The 18,100-nt window shown below is 39.0% G+C and carries 18 protein-coding genes; 7 read left to right on the forward strand and 11 right to left on the reverse strand.

Annotated features, from left to right (window positions below):
- Window positions 1–108: 108 nt before the first annotated feature.
- The 4 genes from HMJ38_RS22205 (at window position 109) to HMJ38_RS22220 (ending at window position 4,076) form a co-directional block, all read left to right on the forward strand.
- Complete coding sequence (locus HMJ38_RS22205; RefSeq protein ID WP_228780209.1) at window positions 109–921, forward strand: hypothetical protein; 813 nt, start codon at window positions 109–111, stop codon at window positions 919–921.
- A 273-nt stretch (window positions 922–1,194) separates the two neighbouring features.
- Window positions 1,195–1,590 carry a transcriptional regulator gene (locus HMJ38_RS22210; RefSeq protein WP_194976643.1) on the forward strand — a complete coding sequence of 132 codons (396 nt, stop codon included), beginning with the start codon at window positions 1,195–1,197 and terminating at the stop codon, window positions 1,588–1,590.
- Window positions 1,587–2,420, forward strand: a complete 834-nt coding sequence (locus HMJ38_RS22215; RefSeq protein ID WP_194976644.1) for an MBL fold metallo-hydrolase — start codon at window positions 1,587–1,589, stop codon at window positions 2,418–2,420. The genes HMJ38_RS22210 and HMJ38_RS22215 overlap by 4 nt, the downstream gene beginning before the upstream one ends.
- Before the next feature lie 282 nt (window positions 2,421–2,702).
- Complete coding sequence (locus tag HMJ38_RS22220) at window positions 2,703–4,076, forward strand: serine hydrolase domain-containing protein (RefSeq protein WP_194976645.1); 1,374 nt, start codon at window positions 2,703–2,705, stop codon at window positions 4,074–4,076.
- On the opposite strand, the gene HMJ38_RS22225 is transcribed toward HMJ38_RS22220, so the two are convergent.
- From HMJ38_RS22225 to HMJ38_RS22235, 3 genes are all read right to left on the reverse strand, one after another.
- The gene (locus HMJ38_RS22225; RefSeq protein ID WP_194976646.1) at window positions 4,036–5,085 is read right to left on the reverse strand and encodes an LLM class flavin-dependent oxidoreductase; all 1,050 of its coding nucleotides are present in this window, start codon (window positions 5,083–5,085) and stop codon (window positions 4,036–4,038) included. The two genes, HMJ38_RS22220 and HMJ38_RS22225, sit on opposite strands and share 41 nt — an antisense overlap.
- Window positions 5,086–5,193: 108 nt before the next feature.
- Complete coding sequence (locus HMJ38_RS22230; protein WP_194976647.1) at window positions 5,194–5,493, reverse strand: cupin domain-containing protein; 300 nt, start codon at window positions 5,491–5,493, stop codon at window positions 5,194–5,196.
- A gap of 1,191 nt (window positions 5,494–6,684) precedes the next feature.
- On the reverse strand, window positions 6,685–7,650 hold the full coding sequence (locus HMJ38_RS22235) for a YheT family hydrolase (protein WP_194976648.1): 966 nt from the start codon (window positions 7,648–7,650) through the stop codon (window positions 6,685–6,687).
- 434 nt (window positions 7,651–8,084) lie between these two features.
- On the opposite strand from HMJ38_RS22235, the gene HMJ38_RS22240 reads away from it, so the two are divergent.
- Entirely contained in the window at window positions 8,085–9,422 is a 1,338-nt protein-coding gene (locus HMJ38_RS22240) for an amidohydrolase (RefSeq protein WP_194976649.1), read from the forward strand.
- 321 nt (window positions 9,423–9,743) lie between these two features.
- On the opposite strand, the gene HMJ38_RS22245 is transcribed toward HMJ38_RS22240, so the two are convergent.
- From HMJ38_RS22245 to HMJ38_RS22265, 5 genes are all read right to left on the reverse strand, one after another.
- On the reverse strand, window positions 9,744–10,436 hold the full coding sequence (locus HMJ38_RS22245; RefSeq protein WP_194976650.1) for a TIGR04283 family arsenosugar biosynthesis glycosyltransferase: 693 nt from the start codon (window positions 10,434–10,436) through the stop codon (window positions 9,744–9,746).
- A gap of 6 nt (window positions 10,437–10,442) precedes the next feature.
- Complete coding sequence (locus HMJ38_RS22250) at window positions 10,443–11,045, reverse strand: DUF6134 family protein (protein WP_228780210.1); 603 nt, start codon at window positions 11,043–11,045, stop codon at window positions 10,443–10,445.
- A gap of 10 nt (window positions 11,046–11,055) precedes the next feature.
- Window positions 11,056–11,682 carry a TIGR04282 family arsenosugar biosynthesis glycosyltransferase gene (locus HMJ38_RS22255; protein WP_194976651.1) on the reverse strand — a complete coding sequence of 209 codons (627 nt, stop codon included), beginning with the start codon at window positions 11,680–11,682 and terminating at the stop codon, window positions 11,056–11,058.
- A gap of 3 nt (window positions 11,683–11,685) precedes the next feature.
- The gene (arsS, locus tag HMJ38_RS22260) at window positions 11,686–12,729 is read right to left on the reverse strand and encodes an arsenosugar biosynthesis radical SAM (seleno)protein ArsS (protein ID WP_194976652.1); all 1,044 of its coding nucleotides are present in this window, start codon (window positions 12,727–12,729) and stop codon (window positions 11,686–11,688) included.
- Between the two features lie 64 nt (window positions 12,730–12,793).
- Window positions 12,794–13,126, reverse strand: a complete 333-nt coding sequence (locus tag HMJ38_RS22265) for an arsenosugar biosynthesis-associated peroxidase-like protein (RefSeq protein ID WP_194976653.1) — start codon at window positions 13,124–13,126, stop codon at window positions 12,794–12,796.
- A 382-nt stretch (window positions 13,127–13,508) separates the two neighbouring features.
- Between HMJ38_RS22265 and HMJ38_RS22270 the strand changes: the two genes are divergently transcribed.
- Together HMJ38_RS22270 and HMJ38_RS22275 are read left to right on the forward strand one after the other, a co-directional pair.
- A complete protein-coding gene (locus HMJ38_RS22270) occupies window positions 13,509–14,144 on the forward strand; it encodes a peroxiredoxin (protein ID WP_194976654.1) in 636 nt (211 codons plus the stop codon).
- 118 nt (window positions 14,145–14,262) lie between these two features.
- The gene (locus HMJ38_RS22275) at window positions 14,263–15,345 is read left to right on the forward strand and encodes a 3-oxoacyl-ACP synthase III family protein (RefSeq protein ID WP_194976655.1); all 1,083 of its coding nucleotides are present in this window, start codon (window positions 14,263–14,265) and stop codon (window positions 15,343–15,345) included.
- 189 nt (window positions 15,346–15,534) lie between these two features.
- Here the strand turns inward: HMJ38_RS22275 and HMJ38_RS22280 are convergent, their stop codons facing one another.
- The 3 genes from HMJ38_RS22280 to HMJ38_RS22290 are packed head-to-tail and all read right to left on the reverse strand — an operon-like array spanning window position 15,535 to window position 18,088.
- Window positions 15,535–16,323, reverse strand: coding sequence for a PhzF family phenazine biosynthesis protein (locus HMJ38_RS22280; protein ID WP_194976656.1), 789 nt, complete (start codon window positions 16,321–16,323; stop codon window positions 15,535–15,537).
- Window positions 16,323–17,732: a DEAD/DEAH box helicase gene (locus HMJ38_RS22285; protein ID WP_194976657.1), complete on the reverse strand. Its 1,410-nt coding sequence runs from the start codon at window positions 17,730–17,732 to the stop codon at window positions 16,323–16,325. Before HMJ38_RS22285 ends, HMJ38_RS22280 begins: the two co-directional genes overlap by 1 nt.
- An 11-nt stretch (window positions 17,733–17,743) precedes the next feature.
- The gene (locus HMJ38_RS22290; protein ID WP_194976658.1) at window positions 17,744–18,088 is read right to left on the reverse strand and encodes a DoxX family protein; all 345 of its coding nucleotides are present in this window, start codon (window positions 18,086–18,088) and stop codon (window positions 17,744–17,746) included.
- Window positions 18,089–18,100 lie beyond the last annotated feature (12 nt).

Consider the following 18,100-nt stretch of genomic DNA (forward strand, 5'->3'; position numbering starts at 1 on the left):
AAAAATACATGTGTTAACTTAGTCAGGTGAAATTAGCCCAAAGTTTATTGGTTTTCAATAAATTGTAATGGCATCCCAAATTTTCTGACCAAAGCAACTCTATTACCCATGAATTTATCCATACCATCACGTTCATACGCGTGTTTGATTTATACTTTGACTGCAATTATTTTCTTGACTGGATTTAGTCAATCCACCTATGCACAGGAAGCGAACCGATCAGGAATCAGTCATTTCAGCGGGAATGTCAGTGTGACCAATAATGGACTTTCTCTTATCCCTGCATTTTCATTGAATAGACCCGCGGCAATCTTCGAATTGTCACTCGGTGGAGAACGCTTGAGCTTTGATCCCGAAATGCGTTTTGCCTTGGATGGTCAACCTTGGTCCTTTATTTTCTGGTGGCGTTATAAAATCATCAAATCCGAAAAGTTTAAACTGCATGTTGGTGCCCATCCTGCATTTATATTCGAAAACACCCTAGTTGATGATGGTACTGGAACGATGATTGAAAGTATGGAGGCCAAAAGGTTTTTTGCTGGTGAAATTTCCCCGAGTTATAGTTTTAATGAAAACAACAAAATTACCTTTCTTTATCTCCAAGGTAGAAGCTTAGGTAAGGTTCCCTTTGCTATCAATCAATTTGTGGCTTTTGGAACTTCACACACCAATGTGAGGCTTTCCGAGAAGTTTTTCTTAAATGCCAAACCACAATTATTCTACCTCAAGATGAATGAGAAAGACGGATATTTTGGCAGTGGTTCTTTTCTAATTGGCAAAAAAGACTTTCCCATTTCCATCGGATCCATCATCAGTAAAAAAATAGTTTCAGAAATCGAGGTTGATAACTGGATATGGAATATCAGTTTGATTTATTCATTTAATAATGAATTCGTTAAAAGAAGTAATCCGTTGATTTAAATGATAATGATTGGTCTGGTTTTGCTAGATTAATTCACAACGATTGATTGAAATACAGTGGTAATAATTTGAAATATAATTGAAATAATTTCTGGTAATCATAGCGTTAGATTATTATCAATAAGAGTTGAATCTGGAAAATTATATCGCCGAAGGCCTATTTCCATTTATATCGTAAAGCTTATATCGATTAAATATTAGGAATACCATAAATAGGCCACCTTATATTTTAAATTGTTTTCCTATATTTATGTAAGACATCCCTCTCTAAAAATGGCATCACATGAAATAGAAATCATTCTTAACCGTCAATTGGCAGATTGCCTTTCCCTTCCGGTATTTATCACCGATACGATTGGTAATTTAATTTTTTACAATGAACCAGCAGAATTGATCTTGGGAACGCGTTATGGTGAAACAGGAGAAATGAAAGTAGAAACCTGGTCCACTATATTCAAACCATTGGACGAAGAGAGAAATCCATTGGCTCCGGAAGGACTGCCTTTGGTGCAAACCTTAAATGACCAACTTCCACATCACCGGGTTTTTTGGATCGAAAGTCTGACGGGGAAAATTGAAAAAATATCTGTTACCTCCTATCCCATTATCGGTCGTATGGGTAAATTTCTTGGTGCTGTAGCCATTTTCTGGGAAACAAAAGATACATGAAAGTTTCTATAAAAGGAGTTAGGGGTTCAATTCCCACAGCAGGTTCCGAAACCTCCTATTATGGAGGCAATACAGCCTGTGTCACTTTGCTTGAAGATGATTGGATGATCATCTTGGATGCTGGTTCGGGTTTGCAAAAAGTCACTTTACCCCAAAAGCCGACCAATAGAATTGATATTTTGCTCACCCATCTTCACTTTGATCATATACAAGGTCTTGGTTTTTTTGGATCGTTGTTTGATCCTTCTAAGGAAGTTCATATATGGGCTCCAGAAAGTTCCACACAGAGTCTAAATTCCAGGTTGAACAGGTTTCTTTCACCACCCTTCTTCCCGGTAATGATGCGGGACCTTCCCTGCAAATTATTCCTCCATGATATCTCTAAAAGTAGTTTTCAGATTGGACCATTTTCAATCGAATCCAAGTATGTGATTCATCCGGGACCAACCGTAGGATATCGAATCACAGGAAAAAATGCTGTTCTGGCATATATTCCTGACCATGAACAGGCTTTAGGTCTTTCAGGGATGATTGAAGATAAGAAATGGATTTCGGGATTTGATATAGCAGATAAAGCTGATTTGCTTCTTCACGATGCTCAATATACTGGCTATGAGTACAAGGAAAAAATCGGTTGGGGACATTCAAGTATGGAAGATGCCATCAAATTTGCAGCTGTTGCAGAGGTGAAACGCCTCTTGTTTTTCCATCACGATCCCTCACGCACCGATGAACAGCTTGATATTATTTTTTCTAAATTAAAGCAAAAGGATTTCGAATTTGAAAATTTTGATTTTGCTAGAGAGGGTACAGATATTGATTTGGGGTAATTGTAAATTTTCGGTTATCGCTATACTCATGTTGAACAGAGTTAGTTTGGAATTTGATTTGTAAATAATTGATATTGATTGATATTGGATATTTTTTGGTATTGTTTCGAAATACAGTTGATATAAGGTCGAAATGAGATAGGAATAATATCCCAGGAAATTTTGAACATTTTTTACTGATTTTTGATCAGTCAATTTGAATAAAATTTACATTTAGGTAAAATTTAAAATTTCTCTTTTTATCATAAAATCACCCTCGTCCTCATCCCCACCAACATCCTAATGAAAAAGAAAATCCTTTATTCAATTCTGCTAATCCTCTTGGCAGGATTAGGCTACGGAATCGACTATGCCTGGAAATCATTTCCTTTGATCAGTTCATATGGTTCCAAGATCATGTGCAGTTGTATTTTCCTTGCGGAGCGGGACGAAAGCTCGGTGATGAGTCAGGAATTGCGGGCTTTCCCGATCAATTTAGGGGATTTTGAAGTGGACCGGGAAGGAAAAAAAGTAACAGGAAGTGTTTTTGGATTGGCTCAAAGGGTAGCCATCTACCGTGATGGACAAGGCTGTACTTTATTATCCGGGATGGATGAATCGGAAGTCAGAAGTCAAGCATATTATGAGGTACCCAAGCCCACTTGGAGTCAGGATACCGTGAGTTGGCCAAACGGTAACAAACTCAACGATTCCACCCTAAACCTACCCCAATACCGGAAAATCCAGGATTTGATCGATATCGAATTTGAAGACTCAGTCAAAAAGACCCATCTGACCCACATGATTGTCGTCCTGCACAAAGGGCAATTGGTTGCTGAAGGCTACGGCAATGACCATCATGTCAAGACCAAACATACCAGTTGGTCCATGGGAAAGAGTATTATCAGCAACTTGGTGGGTTTGCAAGTGGACAAGGGTGTCTTCAATTTGGATCAAAACGGCTTGCTTCCGGATTGGACAGATGAAAGGGAAGCTATAAACCTAAAAAACATGCTGCAGGCCACCAATGGTCTGGATTGGGTAGAAGATTATGGTGGGGTTTCCGATGCAACAAATATGCTTTTCCTGAAGCCTGATGCCCCCGCTATCGCTGCCGCTAAACCATTGAAATATGAGCCCGGAACTTACTTCTATTATTCCAGCGGCACGACCAATATCATTTCCAAAATATTACGCAATCAACTTGGGGAAAAAAAATACCAACGCCTACCCTATGAAGGTTTGTTTTACAAAATAGGCATGCACAACACTGTTATGGAAAAAGATGCTTCAGGAACCTTCGTTGGGTCTTCTTTTGTCTTTGGGCCTGGAAGGGATTATGCGAGATTGGGGTTATTGATGTTGGAAAAAGGAAATTGGCTTAGCGAACAGATCCTGTCGGAAGAATGGGTGGAATTCGCCACCACACCAACAGCTGCCGCTCCAATGGGTGAATATGGAGCACAATGGTGGCTCAATGCCGGCAACGCCAACAACCCGGAAGAAAAATTGCTATCCAAACTGCCCAATGATGCATTTTACGCAGGGGGATTTGAAGGGCAATGGATTTTGGTGATTCCTTCAAAGGATCTGGTAATCGTCCGGCTTGGCTATACGCCCAAGGGAGAATTCAGTATCAATGATTTTGCTTCAAGCGTAATCGATTTGGTTCCTTGACCTGCTCATTTATTTCCATCATTAAGTCTCCAAATAATTTTGTTGATTTAATCCGGTCCTCTAAGGCATACATGGTAGATACTGCGATGAGTTCATTCACCCCTGTTTTTGCAACAAATTCCATTATTTGCTTTTTTACCGTTTTCTTGCTTCCTACAAAAGAATATTTCAGGAATGGTTGCATAGAAGGATGGTTCATGATTTCCTTCAATTCCCGGTTCATTTCCGTCGGGGGTTGTAGCGGTTTCCTTTCTCCTGTCAATACACCAAAAAACATCCTGATCAAGGTGGTAAATAATTTTTCAGCTTCTTCATCGGTATCCGCTACAAAAACATTTATACCGGCAAGGGTATATGGTTCTTTCAGAAATTCAGAAGGCTGAAATTCATCGTGATAAATTTTGAATGCATTGAACAAATGGGTTGCCGCAAAATGACTGGCAAAAGCATAAGGCAAACCTTTTTTTGCTGCCAGATGCGCACTATCTGTACTGGAGCCTAATATGTAAAGCGGTACATCCGTGCCCTCAGCTAGGGTAGCCCTTACTTTTGAATGCTTATTTTCTTTGGAAAAGTATCTCTGTATCTTATCGATTTCCTGTGGAAATGAATGTGCAGCCTGCATAAAATCGGATCTTATGGCCTGCGCTGTTTGCTGATCAGTCCCGGGAGCTCTTCCTAGCCCTAAATCAATTCTGTTGGGATATAAATGCGCCAAGGTTCCAAACTGTTCGGCTATGATTAAAGGAGAGTGATTGGGAAGCATCACACCACCTGACCCTACCCTAATGGTATTGGTGTTTTCTGCCACATAACCGATGAGGATGGAAGTAGCACTGCTACCAATATGTTCAGCATTGTGATGCTCCGCAAACCAAAACCGCTTGTAGTTTAAGGCTTCAGCTTCCTTAGCCAATGCCAGGGAATTATTCAGTGTCTGCTTAATGGTAGCACCTTGCGGGACAAGAGCTAGTTCTAAAATAGAATATGCTATTTTTTGATTTTTCATTTTTAAAATTTCGATTGACCATGGCCTAACTACTGCTCTGCCAGGAAGCTTTTATAAAATTACCTTATGATTATGAATATAAAAAGTAAGAAGCTACTGAGTTGGTCATTATTCGCCTTGGGACAAAATACAAAGACTGTCTTCAATTGCCTCAACAGCATGTGTTATTTCAATCGGAATTTCAACTTCGTCATATTGTCTAAGCTCCATATTTTTGTATGCTTCCTTGTATATGACGGCACCTTCCAAAACAGTTAATTTTGACTGTATGTGCGCTTTATGTTCTTTTAAAATCATGCCTTTCCTGAACCCTATGATAAGGACTTTGAAACCTTTGCCATGATGCAGGGACTTAGCTACAGGATTGTCAGCCGTTTTCAGTTCTTCTTTGATTTCCTTAATTGTCATGTGCCTGTCTTTTTAAGAATTTTCACAATCTAGTAAAGGTGGACAACTTGGAATAAAAATGCGTTACGCAACATGAGAAACAAGTTATGTTTATTACATATTCTTTGTCTCTGAAAGGTGCTGCTTTGAAAGTTGGTGAAAATGAGCTTAGAAATACTGTGAAACAGAAAAGGTGAAGTTTCACAATACAATTTAGACTGAAACGTGAAATGAAGCCGGTCAGACTGGCTCGATTTTATTACTACCAAAAAAATCCGTTGGGGTACTTCCGAACCCAATTGTCGCACTTCAGAGGCGCAAGTATGGTGCAAAAAGGTGCAACGTCTGAGCAAATAGGTCCAACGTCGGAGTAAAAAGGTCCAACGATGGAGTAAAAAGGACAAAAGCCGGAGCAAAAAGGTTCAACGTCGTAGTAAATAGGTTCAACGTCGGAGCAAAATGGTCCAAGGTCGGAGCAAAAAGGTCCAACGATGGGGTAAATAGGTCCAATGTCGGAGAAAAAGGGTTCAACGATGGGGTTATGAAGTGGAGAGGGGTACTTCCGAAGTACCCCCTCCCCGCTTGGGAATTACCCCTCTTCCCCCCCCCCATTTTTGCGGCAGCTTCCAATGCACTTAATTAGGATAACGGAAGAATGTTTTACCAACAACTATTTATAAAGGAAATGGAGAAAATGGAATTGGATAATAAGGTGGTGAAGATGTTCTCAAAGCATGCCAACTTCAGCTAAAAATTTTCAGTTTTTTTAATATATGATTTAACGTTTTTTAAGGAACGAAACAGAATCTTTAATTTCAAGTATCCGTTAACAATTAAATAAAAATCTATGTTATCTAAAAATATAAAGGTTTCTTTTTCGGTTTAGGCCGAAAATTGATTGGGTAATAGTTATTAATTAGCGATGGTCCTTTGGGCCATCGTTTTTTTTATGGCCTTGAAAATAGTTACGAATGTTTTCAAGGATTAACATTATACATAATTAATAAGGAGAAAAGTAAATCCTTAGGCAACAGACTTCTTCCGCCACGGCGGACAAGACCTGACGTCGAAGTGACAAGGAAAGGTTCATGTCGCACTTTATTTCGGTTTGGTTTATCTAACCGCATTTTTTTCTAAAAATCTGTCATTTTTAAGCCGACCTTCCGCTAGTGAGGTCCCATATCTCAAGTCTCACGTCTCACATCTCACATCTCAAGTCTCTTTCAAAAACTCCAAAAACCTATACTCCGCCCATGTAAACTCCTGCCCCTTGACCATAAATCCCGTATGCCCGCCCCTATTGGGCATTTCGAGAAATAGCTGTGGGTGGTTTCTGGCCAAATCGATGGGGTAGCATCTGTCCATCAATAAGGGGTCATTGAGGGCATTGATGATCAGGGTTGGAATCTGAATAGCCTTCATCCAATTGTCCGCACTGACTGAATGGTAAAAATCATTCCCGTCTTTGAATCCATGGATTTTGGCTGTAAAATGGCTATCAAATGTATCAAACTCCTTAACCGTCTTCAGTAAATCCAAATCCACCAAACCGGGAAACTGTTGTCCCTTCAAAAACATTTTTGCCTTCAGTTTTCCAAGAAATCGTTTTTTATAAAAAGCATTCCTTTTTTCTTTTAAAGTAGCTGCAGAATCGGGTAAGTTGCAGGGAGTGGAATAAACCGCTGCTTTTCTGATTTTTGAATTTAGGTCAAGTCCATTTTCTCCCAAGTATTTCAAGGTTTGTGCACCGCCCATGCTGATGCCTGCCAGATAATAGGCATCGTAATTTTTGGTTTTTTCCACATGATCAATCACGGTTTTCAAATCATAGGAGGCACCATGATGGTACATGATGGGTTGAAGATTCATTTCACCCCCACAAGTCCTGTTGTTCCATGCCAATACATCATATCCGTTTTGATTGAACAGTTTAGCCAAACCACGGGCATAATGTCTTTCGGAACTCCCCTCCAATCCATGGCTGATGATCAGGAGTTTGTCACTCCCCACCTTTGACCAATCCAAATCCAAAAAGTCTTGATCTGGTGTATTTATTCTTTCCCGCTGATATTGAATGCCAATAACTTTCCTAAAGATGCTGGGAATAATGGTTTCAAAATGTCCATTAAAGAGTATTCTTGGGGGCGTACCATACGTTGATTTTTCTATAATCGGCATAAAATTTACGTCTTATTTCTCTTGGTTTTTCATAATATGGCTAAGAAAGGTTAGAGTTAATGATAGATTTTTAAGTGTATTCGAATGGTTAATCTTACCATCATTATTATTAAAAGGATTCTTAACCCAAAGTAATTTTTCAAAGATTAATTATAAAGCTACTTTTTTTCCCCGAAAGATTCGGGGCAGGCATTGACAAAAAAAGTAGCCAAAAAAGTCAAGACGGCGGAATCCTATCAGCCCGCAAGGCCCTGGCCGGCCCGGTCCGCCGTCATTCCTCCCCGCACCTTCAAAATAGAACTTGTTTAAAGTTTAAGGTTTAGTAAATCCAAATCATGAATATTAGATTGAACATACTAAAATCAAATATCCAATCAATACCCCTAAAAATGGAATTATTTGCGTTATTTGAAAAAGTAAAATGCAAGAAGTTTATGAAAGTTTCCCTGTTTTCCCTTTGCCTTTTTTTCCTGATCGCCATATTTCCAAAGCCAGGATTTTCCCAATCTGTGGATAATTTTATTGATAAAATCTATCCTGAATTGGATCAACTCTATAAAGCACTACATCTAAACCCTGAATTGTCCCTACAAGAAAAAGAAACTTCTGCCAGAATAGCCAAAGAATTGAAATCTTTGGGATACGAGGTAACTGAAAATATCGGAGGCTATGGAGTCGTCGGGGTACTGGAAAACGGTGCAGGTCCTGTCCTTCTCATACGAACTGATATGGATGCCTTACCTATGGAAGAAAAAACGGGACTTCCCTATGCTTCTACCAAAAAAGGAATTTCCAATGACGGTAAAGAAACCTACATTACCCATTCCTGTGGGCATGATATCCATATGAGTGTTTTTGTGGGAACCGCCAAAATGATGGTGGAATACAAACATGCTTGGAGGGGAACGCTTTTGATGGTAGGTCAGCCTGCAGAAGAAAACGGAATGGGTGCATGGAATATGATGAACGACGGTTTGTACGAACGCTTCCCCCACCCTGATTATGCGATTGCGTTACATGATGATCCTTTTTTGCCAGCAGGAATGTTGGGGTACAAATCAGGCCCATTGATGGCAGGGGTGGATATGATGAATGTGACAGTGTATGGTGAAGGTGCGCATGGGGCAGCTCCACATAAAGGCATTGATCCGATCGTCTTGAGCGCGCAAATGATACAGGCTTATCAAACCATAGTCAGCAGAAGGATTGCGCCAATTGATCCTGCTGTGGTTACTGTTGGATCGATCCATGGTGGTACTGTCCACAATATTATTCCTGATGAGGTGGTGATGCAATTGACTCTGCGTTCTTATTCACCCGAGGTAAGGGAAGAAATGGTCAGCAGCATCAAACGCATCAGTGAGCAATATGCCAGAGCAGCAGGGTTATCAGAGGAAAAAATGCCGACCTATTGGATCCGACATCCCCATACACCTGCCCTTATCAATGATAATGAACTCACCCGACAGATGGTGGATGTTTTTACGAACAATATAGGTGCAGACAAAGTCAAAGAAGTGCAAGCCCAGATGATCGGAGAAGATTTCAGCCGTTTTGGTATGCAGGAAAGGAATATTCCCATCACGATGTTTTACTTGGGAGCTTCAGATCCTGAATTTTTGGAAAAAGCTGAAATAGAAGGATTAGAAATACCCGGACTGCACTCTCCCTACTTCGCTCCTCTACCTGAACCCACCATTAAGACTGGCGTAAAGGCCATGAGTTTGTTTGCGATGGATATTTTGAAGAATGTGGAGATATTAAAAAAATAGATGTTGAAAAATAGATATAAAGTTGAAATATGATGGATATAAAGTTGAAATAATTTCCTCATCTACCGCTGTATTTTGCCATTCAGGTTTGATGATGGGAAATTATATCGCCTATTTCAATTTATATCGCAAACCTGTCTGTCGTAGCAGAGCTTATATCAATAACAAAAAATATCTCTCAAATTAAAAAGACGATTTAATGATTTTAACTTCACATTCCCTTAACCAAACAAAAAATAGAGTATGATACCTTTGTCTCAGTAAATTTTTCTCATAGGTATTGATGATATAAAAAATGAACCGTTTTGCGGTTCTTTTTTTTTATCTATATACCAAAAGTCTGGAATATAACTCTTTGAGGTTTGAGGGCGGGGCGTTTAAAAAAAAGAGTGCAAAAACAATCAAGTTGGCCATTTGAACCCTAATCCAGGAATTGCTTTCATATTTTCTGGCAGAAACAGTGATTTTTTTGGGAATGACATAGAAACCGTACTTTTTTTTCAACCTTCTCACCAATTCAAAATCCTCCATGATGCAATAATATTCATCAAAACCTTTTAATTCCTCAAAGACTTCTCTTTTGATAAACAAGGTCTGATCTCCACCGCCTGATAAGAGTCCATTGAATTGGGTAAACCAGGAATTTAACTTTAGAAGTCGGCTATCTGAATCAAAGGAATAGGCATAACAACCTGCTGGTAATCCGCTGTTTATTGCCTGGACTATATCATCAAAAAACGAGGGGAGTACTCTTGTATCGGCATGCACAAAATAAAGGATTTCTCCTTTGGACTGAATGACACCTAAATTCATCTGGCAAGCTCTGGAACAAACTTCGGACTTGACAACTTTCACACCCATACCTAAAGCTAACTCAACAGAATCGTCCTGACTGCCCCCATCCACCACAATAACTTCTAACTCTTCTTTCTTCTCGTGATTGATAAAAAATGGAATTAATTCCTTTAAGTTCTCTGACTCATTTAAAATCGGTATGATGATACTCAGTTTCACAGATGATCATTTTCTTTTGACCACATAATTTTTGATCGGACTGTACATCACTGCCTTGTCAAGAATCCCGTTGACATAGTAGTATTTGTTTTTGTTTCCATTGACATCAGCCTCGTAATAATCTTTGACTTTTTTGATAGTAGCAACCAATCCATATCCTTCCGCCATAAACTCTCTGGTATTAAGAGGTTCTTCAAAGAAAAAAACAGCTGAACTGAAATACAAGGGCTTACCAATTGGTTTGTTGTTTTCGTATTTGTAATTTTTGGCATCCACGTTATAATGATCCTTATTCCATTGAATCAAAGTTCTGAAATCACCTCTATTGGTTTTGGATTGGGCATCCGCCTTGATCAATTGCTTTTCCAGGTATTCAGCCTTTACCAAATAGTCCAAATTGATTTTTCCAAAAAACCAAAAACTCACTTCACTTTTGATATCATAATATGTTTTTTGTCCTACTTTCTTTTTGACTGCGGTCATTTCCCCAATGGATATTCCGGCCACACTGATATCATACTTGACCTCTTCCTGACCTAAAACCATTCCAGATTGAAAAATAAAAAATGCAATGACAATAAACGATAACCTGATTTGTTGTTTGTTCATAGGCCAACCCTCAATTATTTTCTGAAATCAAAGATTCAAATTTCAACCAATCTTCTTCTGTATCAATATCTGAAAGCACCGGCAGTAGATAGTGGGAAAGATTGTTTTGATATATGGTTTCTAAAGTTAATGGAAAAACATTTTCCGTGCTCCACGGCATCTGCCAAAATAATTGTGGGTAAAGATTGTTCATCCCAATGAGATAATATCCGCCATCCAATGCAGGACCAACTACGACCTCATTTTTTTCAAGAGAATCCAGCGCTGTTTCAATGGTTTCAGGGGTGATTTCCGGACAATCAGTGCCCATCAAGACTGCATTCGAATAACCCATACTAAAGATAGTAGCGAAAGCATTTTGCATTCTTTGACCTAAATCATCGCCATCCTGAACCATTTTGGCAGTGATATGCTCTTGGAAACCCTCATCAATTTCTTCAAAACCGTCGGAAAAAAAAACCCAGATATCAGCATCTTTCACGCCAATAGACTGCTTATAGGTAAAGGCAACCAAATCTTTATAAATTTCAAAAGCTTTTTGATCACCAATAGTAGCCGCAAGTCTTGTTTTTACTTTTCCGTGGATGAGGTTTTTCTGAAAAATAATGATGGCATTTTCTGAGTTTTTACTTTTCATAATTTAAGCAGTTGCTCCCCCACAGCTTGAACCTGCACCGGCCGTACAACCAAAGCAATGTTGGTTGACTACAATATTTCTATTCTTCAAAGTGAAATTATCCCAATCACTGATATGTTGGCTTTGAGGCGTTTCCACTTTGAGGTCCAACATCTGATTGAAGTCGCAATCGTATAGAAACCCATCCCAACCAACAGAAATTGAAGTACGGCACATCACATTGGCTGCTGCATTGGGATTGTATGATTCGATCAGTTTCTCCATATATCCTTCATAATTGCCGCTCCGGATCAGATAATCCAGAAACCTGCTGATGGGGATATTGGTAATGGTAAACAAGGCATTGAAACTTACCCCGAAGTTGTTGCCCAATTTCTTTTTGAACTCCGCCTGAAGTCCTTCCTGACTTCCCGGCAAAAAAGCGCCGGAAGGATTATAGACCAAATTCAAAATCAGGTTACTTCTTTCGATACCATAACCTACGTCATTCAACATTTTTAATGCTTTGATTGATTTTTCAAATACCCCGTCCCCTCTCTGCGCATCTGTCCTTGCTGCAGAAAAATATGGAAGGGATGAAACTACTTCTATTCGGTTTTTTTTGAAGAATTCCGGGAGGTCATGGAATTTGGGGTTGGCCAGGATGATGGTCAGATTACACCTCACGATGATATTGATATCCTTTCCGATTTTCCTTATTTCAGTGACAAACCATCGGAAGTCAGGATTCATTTCCGGTGCACCTCCTGTAAGATCCACGGATTTGATGTTATTTTTTTCGATCACCTTTAGACAATCCTCCATGATTTCCCGTGTCATGATTTCTTTCCTGTCAGGACCGGCATCTACATGGCAATGTTGGCAAACCTGATTGCACATTTTCCCCATATTGATCTGCAGGGTTTCAATGTGTAATGGCTTGAGGGGATACAGTTGGGATTCATCCAATTTTTGGACAAAACTGATTCCAAAATCAGGGGACTCCAACAACTCTATCTCATACTGAGAGTTTGACAAAGGGTGATTTTGTGCTTTTAAAGATTTCATTAAGTAACATCATTTGTGAAGTGTAAACGGATTAAATGTTTAAAGAGACGACAATTGGTATTTTTCACATCGATAATTCCTTGACTTTATTCATCATTTGTGTGCCATGTACCAATGAGGCCCCGCCTCTGATGGCAGCTGCTACATGTACTGCTTCCATCATTTGTTCTTCATCACAACCTTTTTCCATGGAATCAACTGTATAAGCATCAATACAATAAGGGCATTGGATGGCATGGGCAACAGCTAGGGCAATCAAAGCCTTTTCACGTGCTGTCAAGGCACCTTCTTTGAAAACCTCTCCATAGTAATCAAAGAATTTATCTGCCATGGATTTTTGGAATTCACCGATTTTTCCGAATTTTTTTAAGTCTTCCGGGTTGTAATATGTCTTCATATTTTTCTTGAATTTACGATAAGCTTAAATGTATTGGATTTATATTAAAATCAAAACCTATTTTAGGAAGGGTTGTTCGGATTAAAATTATTTCAAAAGAACCTTATTTTTCCGGAATTTGAGTTGACTCAAATCATAACTGTTAAACCTCACCAACCTCATTTGGCAAAAGCCTATTTACACTCTGTATTTATATTTGAATGGGCTAAAGCCACATTCCTGTTCATTATCTTAATCCGTATCAGCCCTTTCTAAATACAACCATTACGCCAAAAAGGATTCTGATATAATTTTTATTATTAATAGTCTCATCATTGAAACTAATTCAATTTACATTTTGTATTTAACCTATAAATTCTATAGACTTTAAACCAAAACTACTATGTCACTAAGATTAGGAGATATTGCTCCAAATTTTGTCGCTGAGACGACAGAAGGTAAAATTGATTTTCACGAGTATTTAGGAGATGGATGGGGAGTCCTTTTTTCACATCCTGCAGATTATACTCCTGTTTGCACCACGGAACTTGGCGCTGTTGCCAAATTGAAATCTGAATTCGATAAAAGAAATGTCAAGGTTTTGGCATTGAGTGTGGATGGATTGGCAGACCATAAAGAATGGATCAAAGATATCAATGAGACGCAGCACACAACTGTCAATTTCCCATTGATAGCGGACGAGGACAGGAAAGTAGCCGAACTCTACGACATGATTCATCCCAATGCCAGCGAAAAAGCAACCGTAAGGTCAGTATTTGTAATCGGAAATGACAAAAAAATCAAACTGATCTTTACCTATCCTGCAAGTACCGGAAGAAATTTTGATGAGTTATTAAGAGTCATCGATTCTTTACAATTAACAGCTTACCACTCTGTAGCCACCCCGGCTGATTGGAAAAATGGTGAAGATGTGGTCATTGTTCCGAGCATCAAGGACGAAGATATTCCTGCAAAGTTTCCCAAGGGTCATACTAAAATCAAACCTTACCTTCGGACTACTCCGCAGCCAAATATTTAAATACCGAAAAGCCCTGTTATAATTCAGGGCTTTTCTTTTTTAATTAGAATACCTTTTTTTGAAATATTATTACTTAATTGGGTGCCAAAATAAATACATCGTCTCAAAATCATTTTATATGTCCATTTACTCTGTAATCAAGGGATCAGGTTCATATCTCCCGGATGTAATTGTAAAGAATGAAGACTTTTTAAGCAATAATTTCATCAATGAAAAGGGAGAAAAAATCCCCAAAGAGAATAGTGCGATCATACGAAAATTCCAGGAAATAACGGAAATAGAAGAAAGAAGATATTTAAGTCCCGAGTTGAATACCTCAGATATGGCATTTATTGCTGCTAAAGCGGCCATTGAGGATGCAGGGATTGATCCAGAAACTTTAGACTATATTATTGTAGCTCAAAATTTTGGAGAAATACTGTACAATAACCGAAAAACGGATATTCTTCCTACCATCGCTTCGAGGGTCAAACACCTGCTAAAAATTGAGAATCCTGACTGCGTGGCTTATGATCTTCCTTTTGGTTGTCCAGGTTGGGTTCAAGGTGTCATCCACGCAGACTATTTTATCAAGTCGGGAGATGCAAAAAGAGCCTTGATCATCGGTGCCGAAACACTTTCGAGGATTATCGATCCACATGATATTGACAGCATGATTTACTCTGATGGCGCCGGGGCAGTTGTGTTGGAAGGAGTGGAAAGTGGGGAACCTATTGGAGTTCTTTGCCACAAGACCAGAACGGATACCCTTACCCAAGCGCATTTGTTGAAAATGGATGTTTCCTATAATCCTGATTTTAAGGATGACACTTTATTTCTTAAAATGAATGGCAGGAAACTTTATGAATATGCATTGAATACTGTACCGGTTTTGATGAAGCAGACGATAGAAAAATCAGGTTTGGACATCAAAGATATCAGTAAAGTACTGATACATCAGGCCAATGCCAAAATGGATGAAGCGATTTTGATCAGAACCCTGAAGCTTTTTGGACTTACTGAAAAACCTGAGGGGATTATGCCCATGATCATAGCCAAAATGGGCAATAACTCTGTTGCTACAGTACCTATCCTATATGATAAGATTGCCAGAAGTGAGCTAAATGGTTACCAATTCAGAGCCGGAGACAATTTGGTCTTTGCTTCGGTTGGAGCAGGTATGAACGTGAATGCATTTGTATATAAAATTCCTGAAAACTAGAAGATAGGCTTAAAATCAATATTTGAAATGAGTTTCTTTCAAACCGCTGGTGACGCTGATCTATCTGTTTTTCAATGATTTATGCATATGCGCCAATCAGTACAATGCGTCATCAGCGTTCCATCATTTAACTCACTATCGCCAATCTGTCTATCGCATCATGGTGGATTCTCAATGAAAAATCCTTTTTTATTTCAAGCTGATTTCACCTTGCATATAAGTAACAGCTTGACCACTGATTTCTACAAGATCTTCTTTTAATTCGCATGCTAGAAAGCCTCCTCTGGCCGAAAGCTGTATGGCTGTTAAAGTAGTTTTACCAAGCTTTTCAGACCAAATAGGTGTCAAGGTGGTATGTGCTGACCCGGTAACAGGGTCTTCTGGAACACCAACCTGAGGGCCAAAAAATCTAGAGACAAAATCTACTGTTTTTCCAGGCGCTGTTACGATTACGCCTCTTGCTTGAATTTTTGAAATAAGATGAAGGTCAAATACGAGGTTTTTGATCATTTCTTCCTTTTCAAATATCAGAACAAAATCGGTTTTTCCCTTAAATGCCTTGGATGGCTTTGGATCAAAAGGTTTCAGAAGTTCATCATTTAATTCAATGGCTGAAACATCATCCTTTGGAAAATCCATCCTCATTTTATTACCGATTTTCTTGACCGTCAATTTACCGGATCTCGGAGAAAAAAAGTTGATCAAATCTCCTTTATGGCCTTCATGATTGAACAATACATGGGCAGCTGCTAAAGTAGCGTGCCCACATAAATCCACCTCTGTACTAGGTGTGAACCACCTTAAAACATATTGGCCCTTTTCTTTGACATAGAATGCGGTCTCGGAAAGATTGTTTTCCAATGCAATTTTTTGCAAAAGATCATCCTCAAGCCAATCTTGTAAAGGCAACACAGCCGCAGGATTACCTTGAAAAACCTGCTCTGCAAATGCATCAACTTGGTATATTTTCAGATTCATCAGATATCATCCACTACATTTGACCTTTTTCCAAACGGGGTGTTTTTATCTTTTTTGGTCTCAACCTTTTTTTCCCTTGGGGGAAAATTGACTTTAGGATCAGCTGTATTCTCTCTTGGAGGTATTTTCGTTTTGGGAGTACCTACACTTTTGTTTTCAGTTGGAGCAGGCTTGGAACTGCTATTGGATTCTCTGGGGGTTTTCTTCTTGTTTTTGTTGAATGGCTTTTTCTTATTGAATCCCTTCCTCTCTGGATTGGAATGGCCACCCTTGTAATCCGGACCTTTTTCAAAACCATCTGGTAAAGGCAATTTTTCAACCTCCATCCCAATCAGCGCTTCGATGCGTACAAATTTGTATTTGTCCTTATCACTGATAAAAGTGATGGCTTCACCTTTGCTGTCCGCCCTTGCAGTTCTACCTACCCGATGGACATAATCCTCAGGATCATTTGGCGTATCGTAATTGATGATCAACTCGATTCCAACTACATCAATTCCCCTGGAAATGATGTCCGTACCTATAAGAATCTTCAAAGATTTATTCTTAAACCTTGACATGATCTTTTCTCGCTCAACTTGCTCAAGATCAGAATGAAAAGCTTCTACCTCAAAATCTTTTTTGAGTAGTTTATACAGGTTTTTTACTTTCTCTTTTGTAGATGCAAAGATGATGACAGCTTCATAATCCTTCTTGCCAAGAATATCCCGGACTAGGGCTTCTTTCTGTCCATCATATACCAAGTAAGCTCCTTGGGTTACCCCCTCGGCTGTTTTCCCAACCGATAGACTGATTTCTTCAGGATCACGGAGAAGTTGTTTGGAAAACTGTCTGATCTTAGGTGGCATGGTGGCAGAAAATAAAACTGTCTGCCTGTTTTTTGGGAGATAATTGACGATCTTAAGAATATCTTCTGAGAATCCCATATCCAACATCCTATCTGCTTCGTCCAATATGAGATGTTCAATTTTGTTGAACTGTATCTTCCCTCCGGCCAATAGTGCAATCAATCTTCCCGGTGTGGCAACAATAATTTCTGCCCCATCTTCCATGGCACGTTTTTGTTGCTCCCAAGCAATTCCATCCCCACCTCCATAGACAGGAATAGAACTGATGCCCACAAAATAAGCAAAACCCTGAATCTGTTGATCAATCTGAATCGCGAGCTCTCTGGTTGGTGCTAAAATCAAGGTATTTAGACCTGATTGACCTTCCCTTGCAATTTTGTTCAAGATGGGTAGAATGAAGGCGGCGGTTTTACCTGTTCCTGTTTGAGCACAGGCAATCAGGTCTTTACCTTGTTGTATCAAAGGTATAGCAAATTCCTGAATCGGTGTGGGTTTGTCAAAACCCATGGCATCAAGACCTTCCACAAGGCTTGATTCAAAATTAAAATCATTAAAATTCAATGTCTTATTATTTAAACATACATATAGGCCCAAGCAATCAACACAAACTGAAGGGGCAATCTAAGCAATAGGGCCCATTTTGGTATTCCTTTTGCCCCTTTTTGATACATATAAATATTAGCGGGAAAAACTGCCAATAAAAGTAAAATTATTCCAATGGCTGAAATAGATCTTGTACTTTCAAAGAACAATCCTAAACCCAAAATAATTTCGATAGCACCAGCTAAGGCATTCAAAAATTTAGGGTTCGGAAGGTATGGCGGAATTATCCTTATATACATTCTTGGTTTGACAAAGTGCATGAATCCTGCAAAAACATAAATGCAGCCCATTAAATAAAGAAAAAATAACTCCATCCGATTTTTATT

Origin of the sequence: Aquiflexum lacus (assembly GCF_015476655.1) — a bacterium.
Classification (GTDB): domain Bacteria; phylum Bacteroidota; class Bacteroidia; order Cytophagales; family Cyclobacteriaceae; genus Aquiflexum; species Aquiflexum lacus.

Bases quoted from the DNA above. Each gene is read 5' to 3' on its own strand.
- HMJ38_RS22205 (WP_228780209.1), top strand. From the start codon at position 109: ATGAATTTATCCATACCATCACGTTCATACGCGTGTTTGATTTATACT.
- HMJ38_RS22210 (WP_194976643.1), top strand. From the start codon at position 1,195: ATGGCATCACATGAAATAGAAATCATTCTTAACCGTCAATTGGCAGAT.
- HMJ38_RS22215 (WP_194976644.1), top strand. From the start codon at position 1,587: ATGAAAGTTTCTATAAAAGGAGTTAGGGGTTCAATTCCCACAGCAGGT.
- HMJ38_RS22220 (WP_194976645.1), top strand. From the start codon at position 2,703: ATGAAAAAGAAAATCCTTTATTCAATTCTGCTAATCCTCTTGGCAGGA.
- HMJ38_RS22225 (WP_194976646.1), bottom strand. From the start codon at position 5,085: ATGAAAAATCAAAAAATAGCATATTCTATTTTAGAACTAGCTCTTGTC.
- HMJ38_RS22230 (WP_194976647.1), bottom strand. From the start codon at position 5,493: ATGACAATTAAGGAAATCAAAGAAGAACTGAAAACGGCTGACAATCCT.
- HMJ38_RS22235 (WP_194976648.1), bottom strand. From the start codon at position 7,650: ATGCCGATTATAGAAAAATCAACGTATGGTACGCCCCCAAGAATACTC.
- HMJ38_RS22240 (WP_194976649.1), top strand. From the start codon at position 8,085: ATGAAAGTTTCCCTGTTTTCCCTTTGCCTTTTTTTCCTGATCGCCATA.
- HMJ38_RS22250 (WP_228780210.1), bottom strand. From the start codon at position 11,045: ATGAACAAACAACAAATCAGGTTATCGTTTATTGTCATTGCATTTTTT.
- HMJ38_RS22255 (WP_194976651.1), bottom strand. From the start codon at position 11,682: ATGAAAAGTAAAAACTCAGAAAATGCCATCATTATTTTTCAGAAAAAC.
- arsS (WP_194976652.1), bottom strand. From the start codon at position 12,729: ATGAAATCTTTAAAAGCACAAAATCACCCTTTGTCAAACTCTCAGTAT.
- HMJ38_RS22265 (WP_194976653.1), bottom strand. From the start codon at position 13,126: ATGAAGACATATTACAACCCGGAAGACTTAAAAAAATTCGGAAAAATC.
- HMJ38_RS22270 (WP_194976654.1), top strand. From the start codon at position 13,509: ATGTCACTAAGATTAGGAGATATTGCTCCAAATTTTGTCGCTGAGACG.
- HMJ38_RS22275 (WP_194976655.1), top strand. From the start codon at position 14,263: ATGTCCATTTACTCTGTAATCAAGGGATCAGGTTCATATCTCCCGGAT.
- HMJ38_RS22280 (WP_194976656.1), bottom strand. From the start codon at position 16,323: ATGAATCTGAAAATATACCAAGTTGATGCATTTGCAGAGCAGGTTTTT.
- HMJ38_RS22290 (WP_194976658.1), bottom strand. From the start codon at position 18,088: ATGGAGTTATTTTTTCTTTATTTAATGGGCTGCATTTATGTTTTTGCA.